Source organism: Rhodopseudomonas palustris, assembly GCF_003226555.1.
GTDB lineage: Bacteria > Pseudomonadota > Alphaproteobacteria > Rhizobiales > Xanthobacteraceae > Rhodopseudomonas > Rhodopseudomonas palustris_I.
Genome location: NZ_QKQS01000008.1, coordinates 111,082 through 127,111, shown reverse-complemented (window position 1 = coordinate 127,111; position 16,030 = coordinate 111,082). Strand labels below are relative to the sequence as shown.

Below are 16,030 nucleotides of genomic sequence, written 5' to 3'. Positions count from 1 at the left end.
GCGGAATAGGACGACGATGCGGAAGATCTTGTTGATCGGAATCGGGCCGGGCGGTCCGAACTACCTGACCCTTCAGGCAGTCGAGGCGCTGAACCGCGCCACCGTGTTCTTCATTCCCGACAAGGGCGAGGAAAAGGCCGAACTGCGGCTGGCGCGCGAGCTGATCTGCGAGCGCTTCATCAAGACCCCGGACTATCGTTTCGTCACCATCGATATTCCGAAGCGCGAGGCGCAGCCGCAGGACTATCGCGCCACGGTCAACGATTGGCACGCTCAGATCGCCGACCGGTTTCAGCAGGCGATGACCACGCAGCTTCCGGACGGCGGCTGCGGCGCGTTCCTGGTGTGGGGCGATCCGTCGCTGTACGACAGCACGATCCGCATTCTCGACCGGCTGCGCGGGCGCGGCATGGCGATCGACTACGAGATCGTTCCCGGCATTACCGCGGTGCAGGCGCTGACGGCGCGTCACGGCATCGCGCTCAACGGTATCGGCGAGCCCGTCATCGTCACGACAGGACGCAAGCTCGCCGCCGGCGGCCGATGGTCGGGCGAGACCGTTGTGGTGATGCTGGACGGCGAAGAGACCTTCGCCAAGATCGACGCTGGCGGCGCCGAGATCTTCTGGGGCGCCAATCTCGGCATGGACGACGAAGTGCTAATGGCGGGCAGGCTTCCGGAGATCGCGCCCGAAATCCAGCGAGTCCGCCGCCAGGTGCGTGCCGCCAAGGGCTGGGTGATGGATATCTATCTGCTGCGCAGGGCGGACGGCGACGAGTCGTAACACCGGCGCTGCTGCGCGCGCCAGATCAGCACTGGCTGTTCACCGCTGTCCGCGCGGCGAGGCGATCCCCAGCGCCTTGATCCGCGACGCCAGCGTCGTCGGCTTCATGTCGAGCATGGCCGCGGCGCCGTCGTCGCCGAACACCTTGCCGTTGCAAGCGCGCAGCGCCGCGACGATGTTGTCGCGTTCCAGGCTGCGAAGGTCGGAGGCGGTCATCACGGCCGGCCGCGGGTCCGGCTTGTGGCGGCCGGTGCTCGCCGAGGCGTGGCTGCTCGCTGGCTCCGGCAGGTCGATGCGCAGCCGGCCGTTCTGCGCCAGGATGGTGGCGCGTTCGATCACGTTCTGCAGTTCGCGGACGTTGCCCGGCCAGTCGTAGCGCATCAGCCGTCGCACGTCGCCTTGCGACAGCCGCAGCTCGGCCTTCATTTCGCGGGCCTCGTTGGCGAGGAAGTGCTGCGCCAACAAGGGAATGTCCTCGCGGCGATCGCGCAGCGGCACCGACTCGATCGGAAACACGCTGAGCCGGAAATACAGATCCTCGCGGAAGTGCCCGCGCTGCACTTCGCGCTTCAGGTCGCGGTTGGTGGCCGCGATCAGGCGGACATCGACGTTGCGGGTGCGCTCTTCGCCGACCCGTTCGAAATTGCCTTCCTGCAGCACGCGCAGCAGCTTGCTCTGCAGCTCCAGCGGAATTTCGCCGACCTCGTCGAGAAACAGCGTGCCGCCGTCGGCGAGTTCGAACCGGCCGATGCGGTCGCGCACAGCGCCGGTGAAGGCACCGCGGGCGTGGCCGAAGAACTCGCTCTCGAACAATTCGCGCGGGATCGCGGCGCAGTTGACCCGGATCAGCGGCCGGTCGCGCCGGGTGCTGGCCTCGTGGATCGCGCGCGCGATCAGCTCCTTGCCGGTGCCGGATTCGCCGGTGATCAGCACGGTCGCGGCGGTCGGCGCCACCAGTTTGACCTGACGCAGCGTGGTCTGGATCGCCTCGCTCTGGCCGATGATGCCGCGCGGATTGGTCTCGATCCGGATTTCCTCCTGCAGGTAGTCGTTCTCGAGCTGAAGGCGCTCGCGCAGGCGGTCGACTTCGGCGAGTGCGGCGTGCAGCTTTTCGTCGGCCTCGTGGCGCTGGCTGACGTCGCGGAACACCACCACCGCGCCGACCACGCCGCCGCTGCGGTCCTGGATCGGCGTCGAGGTGTATTCGACCCAGACCGGCTTGCCGTCCTTGTGCCAGAACACTTCGCCGTCGACGGTGTGCACCGCGCCGTCGCGGAAAGCCGCGTAGATCGGGCATTCCTGGCCGTGATAGGGGCGACCGTCGTGATGGCTGTGATGCACCATCGCGTGCATCTCCTTGCCCACCAATTCATCGGCCGACCAGCCCAGGATCAGTTCTGCGGCCGGATTGACGAAGGTGGTCTTGCCCTCGGCGTTGACGCCGTAGATGCCTTCGCCGGCGGCGCGCAGGATCAGCTGGTTCTCGCGTTCGATGTCCTGAAACACCCGCTCGACCCGCTGCCAGGCCGGCAGGCCGTCGCGCATATAGTCGTCGGCGACGGCGTCGACATAGCGCCGCCGGCGTTGCTCCAGATCGCTCATCGTCAGCAGCAGCAGCGATCGATCGCGATAGGCTAGGTGCGTGCCGGCATATTCCAGCCGAAGCTGGGTGCCGCCGGCGTGGGTCGGAGTGAGCGCGTGGCTCCAATAGGTGCCCTTGGCGAACACCGCCTGGGTGAACACCACCAGGGCTGGCAATTGCGAGCCGTGCAGCGCGCTGAACTTGGTCCGCAGCAGGGCGTGGTAGTCGTAGCCGAGCAGATCGCAGGCCACGCGATTGGCGTCGATGATCTGGTCGAGCCTCGGGTCGACCAGCAGGACGGCCTCGATCGCGCCGTCGAATACCGCTGCGCGCAGCGCCGGATCGATTGCGGACGGCAGGTCGGAAGGCGACGAGAGGTCCATCGGACACTCCGAGTTTTCGTAACTCGACTACGAAATCCCGTATATTACGAGATTTCGTATCCAGCAATCCGCCGAAAGCGCCCATATCGTCGCATCTTACGATGCCTGCGCGGTTGGCACGCTCCTTGCGAACTTGATCCCGACGTCAGCGCAGGAGGTCCCATGTCAACATTCGACAATCCGTTCGATCCCAATCGCCGGCTGCACGCCACAGGTTGTAGCTGCGGCCGTCATGCGACCGAGGCCGAGCACGCCGCCGAGCAGGCCTCGTTGCAGCTCGCCGTGACGCAAGGCGAGCAGAAGCGGTTCGAAGGCGTCGTCGCCTCGGCGGTAATGCGGGCGATGTTTCCGCAGGACGCGTCGCGCCGCGCGTTTCTGAAGTCGGTGGGGGCGGCCACCGCGTTGGCTGCGGTGTCGCAATTTTTCCCGCTGCAGACCGCGACCGAAGTGTTTGCCGCCGGCGGCCCGCTGGAGAAGACCGACCTCAAGGTCGGCTTCATTCCGATTACGTGCGCCACACCGATCATCATGGCGCATCCGATGGGCTTCTATTCGAAGTACGGTCTCAACGTCGAAGTGATCAAGACCGCCGGCTGGGCGGTGATCCGCGACAAAACGCTGAACAAGGAATACGACGCCGCCCACATGCTGTCGCCGATGCCGCTGGCGATCACCATGGGGGTCGGCTCCAACCCGATCCCCTACACCATGCCGGCGGTGGAGAACATCAACGGCCAGGCCATCACTCTGGCGATGAAGCACAAGGACCGGCGCAATCCGAAGGACTGGAAGGGCTTCAAATTCGCCGTTCCGTTCGACTACTCGATGCACAATTATCTGCTGCGCTATTATCTGGCCGAGCACGGCATCGATCCCGACGTCGACGTTCAGATCCGCGCCGTGCCGCCGCCGGAGATGGTCGCCAATCTGCGCGCCGAGAACATCGACGGCTATCTGGCGCCCGACCCGATGAACCAGCGCGCGGTCTATGACGGCGTCGGCTTCATCCACATCCTCACCAAGGATATCTGGGAAGGCCATCCGTGCTGCGCCTTCGCGGCGTCGAAGGAATTCGTCACCACGATGCCGAACACCTACGGCGCGCTGCTGAAATCGATCATCGAGGCGACCGCCTACGCCCACAAGCCGGAAAACCGCAAGGAGATCGCCCAGGCGATCGCGCCGGCCAACTACCTGAACCAGCCGGCGATCGTGCTCGAGCAGATCCTCACCGGCACCTACGCCGACGGTCTCGGCAACGTCGTCAAGCAGCCGAACCGGATCGATTTCGATCCGTTCCCGTGGCAGTCCTTTGCAGTCTGGATCATGACGCAGATGAAGCGCTGGGGCCAGGTCAAGGGTGACATCGACTACAAGACGGTCGCCGAGCAGGTCTATCTGGCGACCGACACCGCCAAGCTGATGAAGGAAGCCGGGCTGACGCCGCCGGAGAAAACCACGCGGTCGTTCTCGGTGATGGGCAAGTCGTTCGACGGGTCCAACCCCGAGGAATATCTCGCCAGCTTCAAGATCAAGAAGGCGTCGTAGCGGAGCTTTCCGGCGTGCTCCGGAGATGCCGGAGCACGCCGCTCGCTTGCGGAGACTTCGGAGCTGCGGTGCCGAGACGCTCGGCATTGCCGCTCCGGACCAGAGTGGAACGGTGGACGTCATGACAAAATCCCTTCGCCTCCGTGCTGCGGTGGTATCCATCATGTTGTTCTGCGGCTTCATCGCCGCGTGGCATCTGGCGACGCGCGGCAGCGGCGAGGTCGCCAAGATGAGCCCGGAATATGCGGCGCTGATGGGCGCGACCGCGACGCAGGGCAAATCGGCAATGCCAGGGCCGATCGACGTCGGCGCCAAGCTGTGGGAGCACATTCAGCGACCGTTCTACGACAACGGACCCAACGACAAAGGGCTCGGTATTCAGCTCGGCTATTCGATCGCACGGGTGATGATCGGCTATCTGCTGGCAGTGGCCGTCGCAATCCCGCTCGGCTTTCTGATCGGAATGTCGCCGCTGATGAACAAGGCGCTCGATCCGTTCATCCAGGTGCTGAAGCCGATCTCGCCGCTCGCCTGGATGCCGCTGGCGCTCTACACCATCAAGGACTCCAGCCTGTCGGCGATCTTCGTGATCTTCATCTGCTCGGTGTGGCCGATGCTGCTCAACACCGCGTTCGGCGTCGCCTCGGTCCGCAAGGAGTGGATCAACGTCGCCCGCACGCTCGAGGTCGGCACGGTGCGCCGCGCCTTCACGGTGATCCTACCTGCCGCCGCGCCGACCATTCTCACCGGCATGCGCATCTCCATCGGCATCGCCTGGCTGGTGATCGTTGCCGCCGAGATGCTCGTCGGCGGCACCGGCATCGGTTACTTCGTCTGGAACGAGTGGAACAATCTGTCGATTACCAATGTCATCATTGCGATCTTGACCATTGGTATCGTCGGCATGCTGCTCGATCAGGTGCTGGCGCGGTTCACCCGCATGGTCACGTTTCCGGAGTGAGCCAGATGACGAACGACAAGTTCATTTCCGTCGAGGCGATCGCCAAGCGCTATCCGGCCGCGGGCGGCGGGCAGACCACGATCTTCGAGAACCTGTGGCTGTCGCTGCCGCGCGGCGAGTTCGGCTGCGTGATCGGTCACTCCGGCTGCGGCAAGACCACCGTGCTCAACATTCTGGCCGGCCTCGACCAGCCGACCGAGGGCGCAGTGATCGTCGACGGCCAGGCGATCGAGGGCACCAGCCTCGACCGCGCCGTGATCTTCCAGAGCCATGCGCTGCTGCCGTGGCGCACCGTGATGGGCAACGTCGCCTACGCGGTGAGTTCGAAATGGCGGAGCTGGGACAAGGCCAAAGTCCGCGCCCATGCCCAGCGCTTCATCGATCTCGTCGGTCTCACCGGTTCGGAGCACAAGCGTCCGTCGGAATTGTCCGGCGGCATGAAACAGCGCGTCGGCATCGCCCGGGCGCTGTCGATCACCCCGAAGATCATGCTGATGGACGAGCCGTTCTCGGCGCTCGACGCGCTCACCCGCGGCTCGCTGCAGGACGAGGTGCGGCGGATTTGCCTGGAGACCGGGCAGACCACTTTCATGATCACCCACGATGTCGACGAAGCGATGTACCTCGCCGACAAGATCTATCTGATGACAAACGGGCCGGGTGCGGTCATCGCCGAGATCGTCGAGAATCCGCTGCCGAAGGATCGCGCTCGGATCGATCTGCATCGGCATCCTTATTACTACGGCCTGCGCAACCATATCGTCGACTTCCTGGTGACGCGCAGCAAGACCTTCACTAGCAGCAATCCGAACCACGATCCGCTGCATGTGCCGATCGTGCGTCCCGGCATCGACGATGCCTCGGTCGTGCCGCTGCAGGCGAACGCGCGCTGATCCCCACCACCCACCGATCCCCCACCTCACAAGGAGACCGACCATGAAACGAGCCGACCTGACCGAGAAGCTTCTCGACATCAAGCGCGAGAAGGGCTGGACCTGGAAATACATCTGCGAGACCATCGGCGGCCATTCCGAAGTGCTGGTGGTCGGCGCGATCCTCGGCCAGATGAAGCTGACCAAGCCGCAGGCGGCAAAGGCGGCCGAGCTGTTCGGGCTGTCGGCGGTCGAGACCGCGATGCTCAACGAGGTGCCGATGCGTGGCGAGGGCCTCACCATGCCGCCGACCGACCCGTTGATCTATCGCTTCTACGAGCTGGTGATGATCAACGGCCCGGCCTGGAAGGCGCTGATCGAAGAGGAATTCGGCGACGGCATCATGTCGGCGATCGACTTCGACATGGTGATGGAGCGTCTGCCGAACCCGAAGGGCGACCGCGTCAAGCTGTCGATGTCCGGCAAGTTCCTGCCGTACAAATACTACGGCGCCACCGGCAACCACGCCGAATACGGCTTCAAGGAAGAGTGAGCGGAGGCCGACCAAAACCTCTCCCCGCAGGAGCGGGGAGAGGTTGCCGAACTCAATCAGCAGGTGAGCGCAGCCGGGCCAGTTCTCCCTGGAACTCGGCGATCAGCGCTTCGCCTTCATCGGCGGGCAAGGATGCGGCGAGTTGCGGGAAGAGCTTTTCCCAACTTGCGGTTTCTGCTTCGCTCCATGGCAGGATCTCCGCCTCGCGGGCGAGACGAAGCAACCGGCCGAGACTCCTGCGGATATAGGAGACATCGGGTGATCGCGGCGCCGTTTTGACGCGCTCGTCGAACAGAGGAAGCTGAGTCATGGTGCGACAATAGGCTGTTCTGGGGAGCAATTCACGCCGCTGCGGTGGCGACGCGACGCCCTGGTTCGTTCTCCACAAGATTTCGCTCGTCCGGCGAAAGACCATAGAGCTCGTAAAGGATTTCGTTCAACGCGCGCTCGTCAGCCTCGATCCCGCGACCTCGTCGGACAATGCTGCGACACGATCGATGAACTGCATCGCGGCCGGCTCCTCCGAGGGCGCCGGCGGCTGTCGGAGATCAGCCGCGAAACGTGTGGCCTCACGCGCCGGACCGCTTAGCAAAAGCCATCGCCAATATGCCTCGGCCAGCGGTCCCTCCGCTTCGCCGAGGAAGATCTTGCCGAGTACGGCGGCGCCGCTGACATACAGCCTTAGCTCACCTCTGTCGAAACGAGCTTGGCGCAGGCCTCCCCGGTCGAGCGCAGCCTGCAAAGCCTCGGTCCGCGTGGCTTCCATCTCGGTGAGCTGCTCACCGGCCCATTTGCGGCGATCCGCCGCGAGGCGCAAGCCTTTTGGCGCTCGTTCGATCATCTCGCGCAGTTCGGGAAGGTCGGGCCAGAGCCACCGTGTTGGATGACGTTGTCGTGCCAATACCGAAAGCCTTTCGGATGCCTCTCGGAGAAGGAGCCGACGTTGAGTCCATCGTTGTTGGAGGCGTTCCGCGCGTTCTGAGACTTCGGCCCGCTCATTCGGAGGAGCGTTTGGAATCGGCAAGGGCGCGATAAACTGCTTGTTGGCTTCAAACCAGCCGCCCTGCTTCGGTTTGCTGATCCGCCGGAAGACAAAATCAACGATCGGACCATTTAGCGCACCTAGGAGAAAGGAATGCTCAATGTCTCGGGCGGGCAAGATGCCGTTGACGCGAACATTGTCTAGATAATAGCGTCCGAAGCTATCAGAGCATACGCGCATTCCAGGCACGGTCTGTGCTACAATTAGTTTCGGCAAGTGCTGTTTGTCCAGGTTCTTGCGGTAGACATACCCCCACCAGTCGTCAGGCCGCTCAGTGTCGCCGTTCGTTAAAGCGTCTTTCCAGCTAAGCAAATAAGACCATGCTTTAGGAAACCGCTTTTCCATCTCATCCACAGAGAGCAGGGTCATTTTTCCGTGCTCGTCTGCTTCGTAGGGGAATAGCAGATAGGTGTTCGTTTCAGGTTCTTCGTATCGTTTTGCTTCTGCGCCGGAGACGAGGGGCTTCATGATTGAATCTTCAATCTCGACCTCATACGCGCCAGCGCGATCGCCCTTCGGTGCGCACCGATACTGGCCCGGGCCGACGCGTTGCAGATGATAGATGTGGTTTCCGCTTGTTTGGATTCCGACAACTATTCTGCTCAAATCGCGGCTGTCGAGCCGTAGGCAATCTCGACTTAGTCTCTCGATCAGAGATCGCTCTGCCCCTGTCGCGATCAGCCACTCTCTGTCATCAGGGATAGAGTTGTACGAGACAGATAATCCGGGCGCGGACCAATCTGCGTTCGCGATTTCTCCATCAGGCGCAGCCAAGAAACGAGCAGCCTCGCATGGCTCTCGCGTGAAAAATTGCAGGGCGGTATAAGTGATGACATCCTCGAAGATCTGATGCGATTTGAAGTCGAGCCATCGGTCGAGATGTCGGCCGCGGCGGACCACACCGCGCAGACCTTCGCCATATTGATTCACGACCCATAGGCTCGGTGCGATGTAGGCCATCCGCCCGCGCCATGCCAGCAACCGCAATCCCTTTTCGATGAACGGCAAATAGAGATCGAAATTGCCGGTTCGTGCAGACCGATAGGTGTCCTCTTCTCGTTCGGCCGACAAATAGGCGACGACGTCGGGATTGACCTTCGTCATGTTCTGCAGTTTGACATAGGGAGGGTTGCCGAGAACGATGTGGAAGCCGCCGTCTTCACCTGCGGGCCAGATTTCCGGGAATGCCGTGCGCCAGTCGAACGTGCGCACTCGCTCTTCTGCTTCCGCAGAACGCTGGCGCCCGATCCAGAAGTCTTCGCCGACCAAGCTGTTTCCGATGCGGATCGTATGTTCCAGAGAGGACAACGGGGCAGCGGCTCTGGCCGAGTGCAGCCAGAGTGCGAGCTTGGTGATTTCGACCGACGCCGGATTGATGTCGACGCCATAGATGTTGTTTCGAAGGATGTCGGCGATGATCGGTGCTTCATCGACTGCGCTCGCCGTGCCGCTGCGTGCACGGTCGAGATCAGCGGCTGCTGAAACTCGTTCCGTTAGCAGGCGACGAAACGCTGATATGAGGAAGGCGCCGGAGCCGCAGGCGGGGTCGACGATCCGAATTTGCGCAAGGCGTTCGATATAGGCTGAGATGGCCGCGGGAGTAGGCGCTCCCGCGTCTGGCGCGGGATAGCCACACGCCGCCTTGGCATCCGCGAACCAAGGTCCGAGCGTTTGCTCGACGAGATAGTTTACGACCGGCTCCGGCGTATAGTAAACGCCGTCGCGTTTTCGCTTCGAGAGTTTTGCAATGGTTTCACGTCCCTCAAGCTCGCCCTCGCGGTACTCCAGTTCGGTGATCGACTGCTCAAAAATATGGCCCAGCGTGAAGAGACTTAGGCTTTCCTTCACATCGCCGCGTGCCGCGTAGTTGTAACGGCCGCTCAGATACAGCAGCGTGTTCTTGTCGCTTTCAAGCGATGTTTCGCTGGCTCCTTGGCCGGCCTTGGCGAAAACGTGATTCGGGATCGTCAATCCGTCGATCAGCGGGTCGCGGGCGAACAGGCCGCCGTTGATTTCCGGCAGGGTCACACGATTTAGAGCCCCACCCGTATTCATCTTGTCGAAGACGCGCTTGAACTGGTCCCAGAGCTCGGTCCCTCCTTCGTCGTAGAAGGGCTCGTTGCTCCTGTTGCGCATGAAGTCGCGGATCAACTGGGGAGGGAACATCAGGCGCTCGCCCATGTCCTCGCAAAAGAACGCGAAGATGAAGCGGTCGAGCAGTTTTTGCGTCACCCGCAGCAGTTCACCGGGGCGTCCCGGAAAGTCGGCGTTGTAGGTTCGTAATGCGTTGTACAGTGCCTCCCGCACGGCCCTGTAGTGCTCGTAAAACTCCCCTTCGAGCTTGCGTCCCCGGGTCCACTGCCGTTCGATCAGACGTAGTAGCTGTGGGCGGCCTGCTTCCGACAGCAGCATCTCGCGAGAGAATATTCTCGAAAACAGGTAACGATCGAATCTGGCGTCTTCCGTTTCGCTCAGCAGGTCATAGCTGCCGGACAGGAGATCTTCTCGCCTGATGAAGAAGCGGATGTACTCCGCTGGCGCGCGATCCCACCAATACAGGCGGAACTCGTTCATGTCGGTGACGAGCCCCCACCATGGTTGTACCGGCTCGTTGCCAAAGAGGCCGCGACGCGCGCCGCGAACGTAGTTCAGGCATTGTTCGATGGGCGTGCGATTGCTGCCTTTCCGTTTCTGCTTAGCGTCCAACTTGGAGCGGATGTCCTTGAACTCGCAGAGGACCTGCGGGATGGCATCTTTACGCCCTCTAAACCACCCGAGCGCCAGATCGGCTTCGCCCGCGCCACCACCCGCCCCTTCGCCGGGAATAGGGAGTTTGGGGATGATGGTGTGATGCTCGGCAGGGACGCGCCCAGCTTCGCCATATCCCCACGTTTCAACGAAGAAGACCTGGGTGAAGGCTCCTTCGGCCTGAGTTTCGCTGAGTTGAAGGCGGCGGTCCCACTCGTGGAGTTTCCTCAATAGGGCCGAATCGGTCTCGTCTGAATACGCGCTGTAGTCGAGACTGAATTCCGAGCGCAGGAACGCGCGGCTGATGAATGAACGGCTGTCGTCGAACACGTTGAGAACTCCAGCGAAGAGCTTGTGGTGGAGTAGTGGTGGTCGGGCAGGCGGTCAACCGGAAGCTGCCGATAGCAGCCAATTGTGCATTGAACGCGAGGCCTTTGCCGCTCTCACCGCTTCTTCCCGCGCGGCCGCAGCATCGGCGAATCCTCCACCGGCGTGTAGGCGTCGGTGAAGAGGTCCAGTGCCTGCTGCGGCACGCGGTCGATATCGACGCCGCCGCGGCGGATTTCCTTGAGGGCGGCGCGGATCGCTTCGTCGCGCGACACCCACCAGGAGACCGGCCGCGGCGTGCCGTCCGGCTGCCGGCGGGGGCGGCGTCGGCCCATCGATTCGAGCCGTGCCATCTTCACCACCTGCAACGCTTGCATCAGCTTGTCGATGTCCACGGTGGGAGCGTTTTCCAGTTCGCGAATCGCACGCTCGGCCAGCGCCCGCAGCCGTTCGGTGAGCTGGCGCAATTTGAGCTTCTGGCCGGCCCGCACGGAAGGCGAAAAATCGGTGGCGCGGGGCGCGAATGGCGGGCGCTGCCAGCCGCCGTCGCGGGTCCAGCGGCAGATGCTGGCGCGGCCGACCCCGGTGCGGACGCTGATCTCGCTATAGGTCAGCGTCGTCTGCTCGATCAGACGGCGCACCTCGGCCGCTGTGGAATTGGTGTGTGGCCGACGACAGCCCCTCGACCGTCCGCCCGTGACCGGTGGCGGTCCTTCGGTGCCCGGGTCGGGTGTCACCCGGATACGAACGATTGCAGGATTGAAAGGGTAGCGCATGGCTAGGAATATAAGCCGATACGCTCAGCTTGGCAAGGCCGCGCCCGTGGCGGCGAGGGCCGGTCCTTGCGGGCCGTGGTGTCGCTCCCATCCAGGGCATGACGCCACGGCCGTTCGCCGTCAGTGAATCAGCACCGGCTCGCTCGGGGCCACCGTATGGGTCGGTTCGGCGACCGCATCGACCGCATCGCCGCCGCTGCGCGCGAGGAAGCGGTGGCATTGCAGTTCGCGGTCGTAACCGAGCAGGATGCCGAGCATGAAGTCGTGCTCGGCCGACAGGTTACACAGCGGCCCGGTCATGAACCCCTGCACGGTGCGCACCGCCGAGGCGACACCGAACACCACGTTGATGCGGTGCTGGCAGGCTTCGTGGATGTGGTGGGCGATGCCCGCGGTGCGCAGCCGCGCCACGATCGCGGTGGCGTCGACCGCCGGAAGCGTCATCATCGCGAGCGGGCGCATGCCCTTCGACAGCTCGTAGAGATGGTGCTGGAAGATCTGCAAGGTCGCGGCGCTCATGTGAGACGACTGATCCATTCGGTGATCCTTTTTTCGGTCTTGGATGACTGTCCGTCCTCGTCGAGGGCGAGGCCGACGAAGCGGCCGTCGCGCTCGGCTTTCGACGCCGTGTAGTCGTAACCGACGGTGTCGGTGAAGCCGATCACCTCGGCGCCGCGGTCGACGACGTGGTCGTAGAGCAGCCCCATCGCATCGACGAAGCTGTCCGGGTAGTTGGTCTGATCGCCGGTGCCGAACAGCGCGACTTTCTTGCCGGTCAGATTGGCGGAGGTCAGCTTGTCGAGATTGGCTTCCCAATCGGCCTGCAGATCGCCGAAGCCGTAAGTCGGCGCGCCGAGGATCAGCAGGCTGCAGCCTTCGAAGTCGGCGGTGGTGGCGGATTTGATGTCGACGGCGCGGCCCTGCATCCGTTTGGCGATGCGCGAGGCGACTGCGCGGGTCACGCCGGCATCGGAGCCGAAAATTACATTGACGCTCATAGCCTGTACGTCCGGTCCTCTTGGTGATGAAATCAATATCAGTGATGATCGACGTCGCCGCGCACCCGCGTCGACAGCGCCTCGTCCAAACTAAGCGCCGCGCGCTGGCCGGACAAATTGAACCGGTCCAAAACCGGCCCGATCGGACCGGTGGTTGGTTAGAATCGCTATGAGGAAGGGCGCGGGCCGGCGGCCGGTGGTACTAACCGGTGAGGCGCGCGGCGGTGCGGCGATCGTCCGCCAGTTCCGGCAGCACGAAAGGCTGGCCGGCGTCGTCGGTATTGACGGTCAGAGCGACGTCGAACACCTCGGCGATCAGCTCGTGCCGCAGCACTGCGGCCGGCGTCCCGTCGGCGGCGATCCGGCCTCCATGCAAGACGACAATGCGGTCGGCGAATCGAGTCGCGAGGTTGAGGTCGTGTAGGATCGCGATCACCGTGGTGCCGCGGCGGGCGCAGCGCCGTGCGGTCTCGGCGAGATCGAGCTGGTGGCGGATGTCGAGGCTGGAGGTCGGCTCGTCGAGCAGCAGCAGGCCGGGCCCGGCGTCGGCTTCGCCGCTCCACAACTGCACCAGGATGCGGGCGAAATGCGCGCGCTGCTGCTCGCCGCCCGAGAGCGTGGTGATGTTGCGGTGGCGGAACTGCTCGAGGCCGACGTCGCGCAGCGCGGCGTCGAACAGCGGCGCCGCCTTGCGCGGATCGATGTCGGCGCCCATCGCCACGATCTCTTCCACCGAAAACGGGAACGAGACGGTGGTGTGCTGCGCCAGCATCGCGCGCCGGGCGGCGAGCGCGCGCGGCGAGTAGTCCGCAAGCGCGCGTCCATCGAGCGACACCGTGCCGGAGGTCGGGCGCAGATCGCCCGACAGCATCCGCAGCAGCGTCGACTTGCCGGCGCCATTGGGGCCGACGATCGCCACCAGTTCGCCTTGCGCGATGCTGAGATCGACGCGGTCGACCAGCACGGCTCCCGGCAGCGCGAACGAGGCGGCCTCGGCTTTCAGCACGCCGCTCATGGGCCGACCAGCTTGCGCTGCCGCAGGAGGATGGCTAGGAAGAACGGCGCACCGATCGCGGCGGTGAGAATGCCGATCGGCATTTCGGCCGGCGCCACGATGGTCCGCGCGACGGTGTCGGCGATCAGCAGCATCACCGCGCCGAGGCAGGCCGAGGCCGGCAGCAGCAGCCGATGCGACGGGCCGATCACCAGCCTGAGCAGATGCGGCACCACGATGCCGACGAATCCGACCACGCCGGCGACCGCGACCGCGACGCCGGCCATCGCCGATACCAGCACGATGGTCACCCGCTTTAGCCGCTCAACGTCGACGCCGCTGTGATAGGCCTCGGTTTCGCCGAGAACCAGAAGATCGAGCCGGCCGGCGATACGCTGCAGCACCAGCAGCGCGATCAGCAGCACCGTTGCGGTGGAGGCGGTCTTGGCCCAGTTGGCGCCGCTGAGCGAGCCGAGCATCCAGAAGGTGATGTCGCGGAGCTGGCGATCGTCGGCGACGAACACCAAGACACCGAGCCCGGCATTGGCGATCGCTGCGATCGCAAGGCCGGCGAGGAGAAACAGCGCGATCGAGGTGCGGCCGGAGCGGCTGGCGATCCGGTACAGCAGGATGGTGGTCACCAGCGAGCCGGCGAAGGCGGCAAACGCCAGCAGATATTCCTGCAGGCCCCGCAGATGCGGGCCGAGCACATGCTCGAGGAACACGATCGAGGCGGCCGCGCCGAAGGCGCCGCCGCTCGAGACTCCGACCAGCGCCGGATCGGCCAGCGGATTGCGAAACAGACCCTGCATCAGCGCGCCGGCGGCGGCGAGCAGGCTGCCGACGATCGCGGCGGTGAGGATGCGCGGCATCCGGATCGACCACAGCACGAGCTGATCGCGGGTGGTGGTGGGATCGGCCGCGGCGCCGGACAGGCCGAGCGCGGCGGGCAGCCGTGATAGTGGAATGCCGGCGGCGCCGACCGTCAGCGCCAGCGCAATCGCGGCGATCAGCACCATACCGAGCACTGCCAAAGCCTGCCCCGCAGGCGGGCGCGGCGCGCCGGTGCGACCGCGGCGATGCAGTGCGAGCACGCTCATGAGCGGCAATCGACCGTGGTGGCCTTCGGCTTGAAGCCGGCGGCATCTGCTGCGAGCTGCGGATAGAGTTTCGACGCCACTTCGATCGCGGCGGCCGGTGTGCGCGGCCCGAAGCCGAGCAGATACAGCCCGTCCATCGCCAGGAAGGCGCGGTGCTGCCCGGCCGGCGTCAGCGCGAACGCCGGATGGGCGTAGAACGCATCGGCCTCGAACGAATCCCGGCCGCGCTTGATCGTCAGCACCATGTCGGGCCGGGCTGCGACGATCGCTTCGTCGTTGATCGCCTTGTAGCCGTCGTAGCCGTCGATCGCGTTGACGCCGCCGGCGAGCGCGATGACCGCGTCGGCCGCCGTGTTGCGGCCGGCGGCCATCGCCTGGCCGTTGACCAGCGACATCACGAACATCACCCGCACCGGCTTGGTGATCGCGGCGCGCAGCTTGCGCAGCGTGGCGAAATCGTCGCCGACAGCGGAGGCGAGGCAGGTGGCGGCCTTGTCCGCCTGCATCGCGTGGCCGATCAGCGCGATCTTGTCGAGCAACCCCTTCTCGGAATACGTCTCCGGCACCGATACCATCGGAATACCGGCCGAACTGATCGCATCGATGGTTTGCTTCGGCCCGGCGTAGTCCATCGCCAGGATCAGGGTCGGATTGAGGCCGATCACGCCTTCCGACGACAGCTGGCGCAAGTACCCGACATTGGGCTTTCCAGCGACAGCTTCGGGCGGATAGACGCTAGTGGAATCGACGCCGGCGATCCGCTTCTCCAGCCCGAGATCCGCCAGCACTTCGGTGATCGCGCCGCCGATCGACAGTGTGCGCGAGGAATCGGCGACCACGACGTCGTGGCCATGCGCGTCGGTCACCTTGACCGGCTCGGCGGCCCGCACCGGCAGCGCGGCTGCGCAGGCGAGTAGCGTGGCGGCGAGCAGGGCGCGGCGGTGCCGCGCGAGAGTAGTCAGCGCAATCATTTGGTCAAAATCAGTTTGTTCTGTGATGTGAGTCGAAGTCGGTACCGGTCGTCACCATGGGCGATGACGATTTCGCGGTCCAACGTGAACAGCTCGCGGCTGTTGATCTGGTTGCCGACGATACTGATCGCGCGGGTGTCGCCCGAGCCTGCCGCCGGCCGCGCCGCATCTGCGCCAAATCGTTCGGATCCTGTCATCATTCGGTTTCTGTCGTTGTTGCCGGTTCGACGATTGACGTTCGTTATAAGCGGTGATCGAAAAATGTGTCTTATAATTACTATAAACGGCGGGATTGACGCTTGAGCGCGCGGCAGCGCACATCGTAAGTTGCAATGCACGGAACGCCGATGTCGGCGGGCCGCCGTCGCCAGCCAGCTCCCTGCGTTTCGCA

Annotated in this window: 15 protein-coding genes; 5 read left to right on the top strand and 10 right to left on the bottom strand. The window is 64.1% G+C overall.

The genetic code is table 11. The features are described from left to right. Positions 1-16 precede the first annotated feature (16 nt). Positions 17-784: a precorrin-6A synthase (deacetylating) gene (gene cobF / locus DNX69_RS05875; protein WP_110785079.1), complete on the top strand. Its 768-nt coding sequence runs from the start codon at positions 17-19 to the stop codon at positions 782-784. A 39-nt stretch (positions 785-823) separates the two neighbouring features. On the opposite strand, the gene DNX69_RS05870 is transcribed toward cobF, so the two are convergent. Then, positions 824-2,749 (bottom strand): sigma 54-interacting transcriptional regulator, encoded by a 1,926-nt coding sequence (locus tag DNX69_RS05870; RefSeq protein ID WP_110785078.1) that lies wholly within the window; start codon positions 2,747-2,749, stop codon positions 824-826. Between the two features lie 162 nt (positions 2,750-2,911). Here DNX69_RS05870 and DNX69_RS05865 point away from each other — a divergent pair, with 162 nt between their 5' ends. The 4 genes from DNX69_RS05865 to cynS all read left to right on the top strand — a co-directional run bounded on the left by DNX69_RS05865 (position 2,912) and on the right by cynS (position 6,683). Then, the gene (locus DNX69_RS05865) at positions 2,912-4,297 is read left to right on the top strand and encodes a CmpA/NrtA family ABC transporter substrate-binding protein (protein ID WP_110785077.1); all 1,386 of its coding nucleotides are present in this window, start codon (positions 2,912-2,914) and stop codon (positions 4,295-4,297) included. 121 nt (positions 4,298-4,418) lie between these two features. Then, positions 4,419-5,258: a nitrate ABC transporter permease gene (gene ntrB / locus DNX69_RS05860; protein WP_110785076.1), complete on the top strand. Its 840-nt coding sequence runs from the start codon at positions 4,419-4,421 to the stop codon at positions 5,256-5,258. 5 nt (positions 5,259-5,263) lie between these two features. Continuing rightward, positions 5,264-6,151, top strand: a complete 888-nt coding sequence (locus DNX69_RS05855) for an ABC transporter ATP-binding protein (RefSeq protein ID WP_110785075.1) — start codon at positions 5,264-5,266, stop codon at positions 6,149-6,151. A gap of 43 nt (positions 6,152-6,194) precedes the next feature. Beyond that, positions 6,195-6,683 (top strand): cyanase, encoded by a 489-nt coding sequence (cynS, locus tag DNX69_RS05850; protein WP_110785074.1) that lies wholly within the window; start codon positions 6,195-6,197, stop codon positions 6,681-6,683. Positions 6,684-6,735: 52 nt separating this feature from the next. Here cynS and DNX69_RS05845 read toward each other — a convergent pair whose 3' ends face one another. From DNX69_RS05845 to hemP, 9 genes are all read right to left on the bottom strand, one after another. Then, entirely contained in the window at positions 6,736-6,993 is a 258-nt protein-coding gene (locus DNX69_RS05845) for a hypothetical protein (protein WP_110785073.1), read from the bottom strand. A 126-nt stretch (positions 6,994-7,119) separates the two neighbouring features. Next, entirely contained in the window at positions 7,120-10,803 is a 3,684-nt protein-coding gene (locus DNX69_RS05840; protein ID WP_110785072.1) for an Eco57I restriction-modification methylase domain-containing protein, read from the bottom strand. A 113-nt stretch (positions 10,804-10,916) separates the two neighbouring features. After that, positions 10,917-11,441 (bottom strand): hypothetical protein, encoded by a 525-nt coding sequence (locus tag DNX69_RS05835; RefSeq protein WP_234826863.1) that lies wholly within the window; start codon positions 11,439-11,441, stop codon positions 10,917-10,919. A gap of 255 nt (positions 11,442-11,696) precedes the next feature. After that, entirely contained in the window at positions 11,697-12,113 is a 417-nt protein-coding gene (locus DNX69_RS05830; RefSeq protein WP_110785070.1) for a DUF2023 family protein, read from the bottom strand. Next, entirely contained in the window at positions 12,092-12,574 is a 483-nt protein-coding gene (gene fldA / locus DNX69_RS05825) for a flavodoxin FldA (protein ID WP_110785069.1), read from the bottom strand. Before fldA ends, DNX69_RS05830 begins: the two co-directional genes overlap by 22 nt. 202 nt (positions 12,575-12,776) lie before the next feature. Beyond that, a complete protein-coding gene (locus tag DNX69_RS05820; protein WP_110785068.1) occupies positions 12,777-13,589 on the bottom strand; it encodes a heme ABC transporter ATP-binding protein in 813 nt (270 codons plus the stop codon). Further along, positions 13,586-14,668, bottom strand: coding sequence for a FecCD family ABC transporter permease (locus tag DNX69_RS05815; protein WP_110785067.1), 1,083 nt, complete (start codon positions 14,666-14,668; stop codon positions 13,586-13,588). The genes DNX69_RS05820 and DNX69_RS05815 overlap by 4 nt, the downstream gene beginning before the upstream one ends. Then, positions 14,665-15,639, bottom strand: coding sequence for a heme/hemin ABC transporter substrate-binding protein (locus tag DNX69_RS05810; protein ID WP_110785066.1), 975 nt, complete (start codon positions 15,637-15,639; stop codon positions 14,665-14,667). Before DNX69_RS05810 ends, DNX69_RS05815 begins: the two co-directional genes overlap by 4 nt. Beyond that, positions 15,636-15,839, bottom strand: coding sequence for a hemin uptake protein HemP (gene hemP / locus DNX69_RS05805; RefSeq protein WP_110785065.1), 204 nt, complete (start codon positions 15,837-15,839; stop codon positions 15,636-15,638). The genes DNX69_RS05810 and hemP overlap by 4 nt, the downstream gene beginning before the upstream one ends. Positions 15,840-16,030 lie beyond the last annotated feature (191 nt).

Bases quoted from the DNA above. Each gene is read 5' to 3' on its own strand.
- cobF (WP_110785079.1), top strand. From the start codon at position 17: ATGCGGAAGATCTTGTTGATCGGAATCGGGCCGGGCGGTCCGAACTAC.
- DNX69_RS05870 (WP_110785078.1), bottom strand. From the start codon at position 2,749: ATGGACCTCTCGTCGCCTTCCGACCTGCCGTCCGCAATCGATCCGGCG.
- DNX69_RS05865 (WP_110785077.1), top strand. From the start codon at position 2,912: ATGTCAACATTCGACAATCCGTTCGATCCCAATCGCCGGCTGCACGCC.
- ntrB (WP_110785076.1), top strand. From the start codon at position 4,419: ATGACAAAATCCCTTCGCCTCCGTGCTGCGGTGGTATCCATCATGTTG.
- DNX69_RS05855 (WP_110785075.1), top strand. From the start codon at position 5,264: ATGACGAACGACAAGTTCATTTCCGTCGAGGCGATCGCCAAGCGCTAT.
- cynS (WP_110785074.1), top strand. From the start codon at position 6,195: ATGAAACGAGCCGACCTGACCGAGAAGCTTCTCGACATCAAGCGCGAG.
- DNX69_RS05845 (WP_110785073.1), bottom strand. From the start codon at position 6,993: ATGACTCAGCTTCCTCTGTTCGACGAGCGCGTCAAAACGGCGCCGCGA.
- DNX69_RS05830 (WP_110785070.1), bottom strand. From the start codon at position 12,113: ATGGATCAGTCGTCTCACATGAGCGCCGCGACCTTGCAGATCTTCCAG.
- fldA (WP_110785069.1), bottom strand. From the start codon at position 12,574: ATGAGCGTCAATGTAATTTTCGGCTCCGATGCCGGCGTGACCCGCGCA.
- DNX69_RS05820 (WP_110785068.1), bottom strand. From the start codon at position 13,589: ATGAGCGGCGTGCTGAAAGCCGAGGCCGCCTCGTTCGCGCTGCCGGGA.
- DNX69_RS05815 (WP_110785067.1), bottom strand. From the start codon at position 14,668: ATGAGCGTGCTCGCACTGCATCGCCGCGGTCGCACCGGCGCGCCGCGC.
- DNX69_RS05810 (WP_110785066.1), bottom strand. From the start codon at position 15,639: ATGATTGCGCTGACTACTCTCGCGCGGCACCGCCGCGCCCTGCTCGCC.
- hemP (WP_110785065.1), bottom strand. From the start codon at position 15,839: ATGATGACAGGATCCGAACGATTTGGCGCAGATGCGGCGCGGCCGGCG.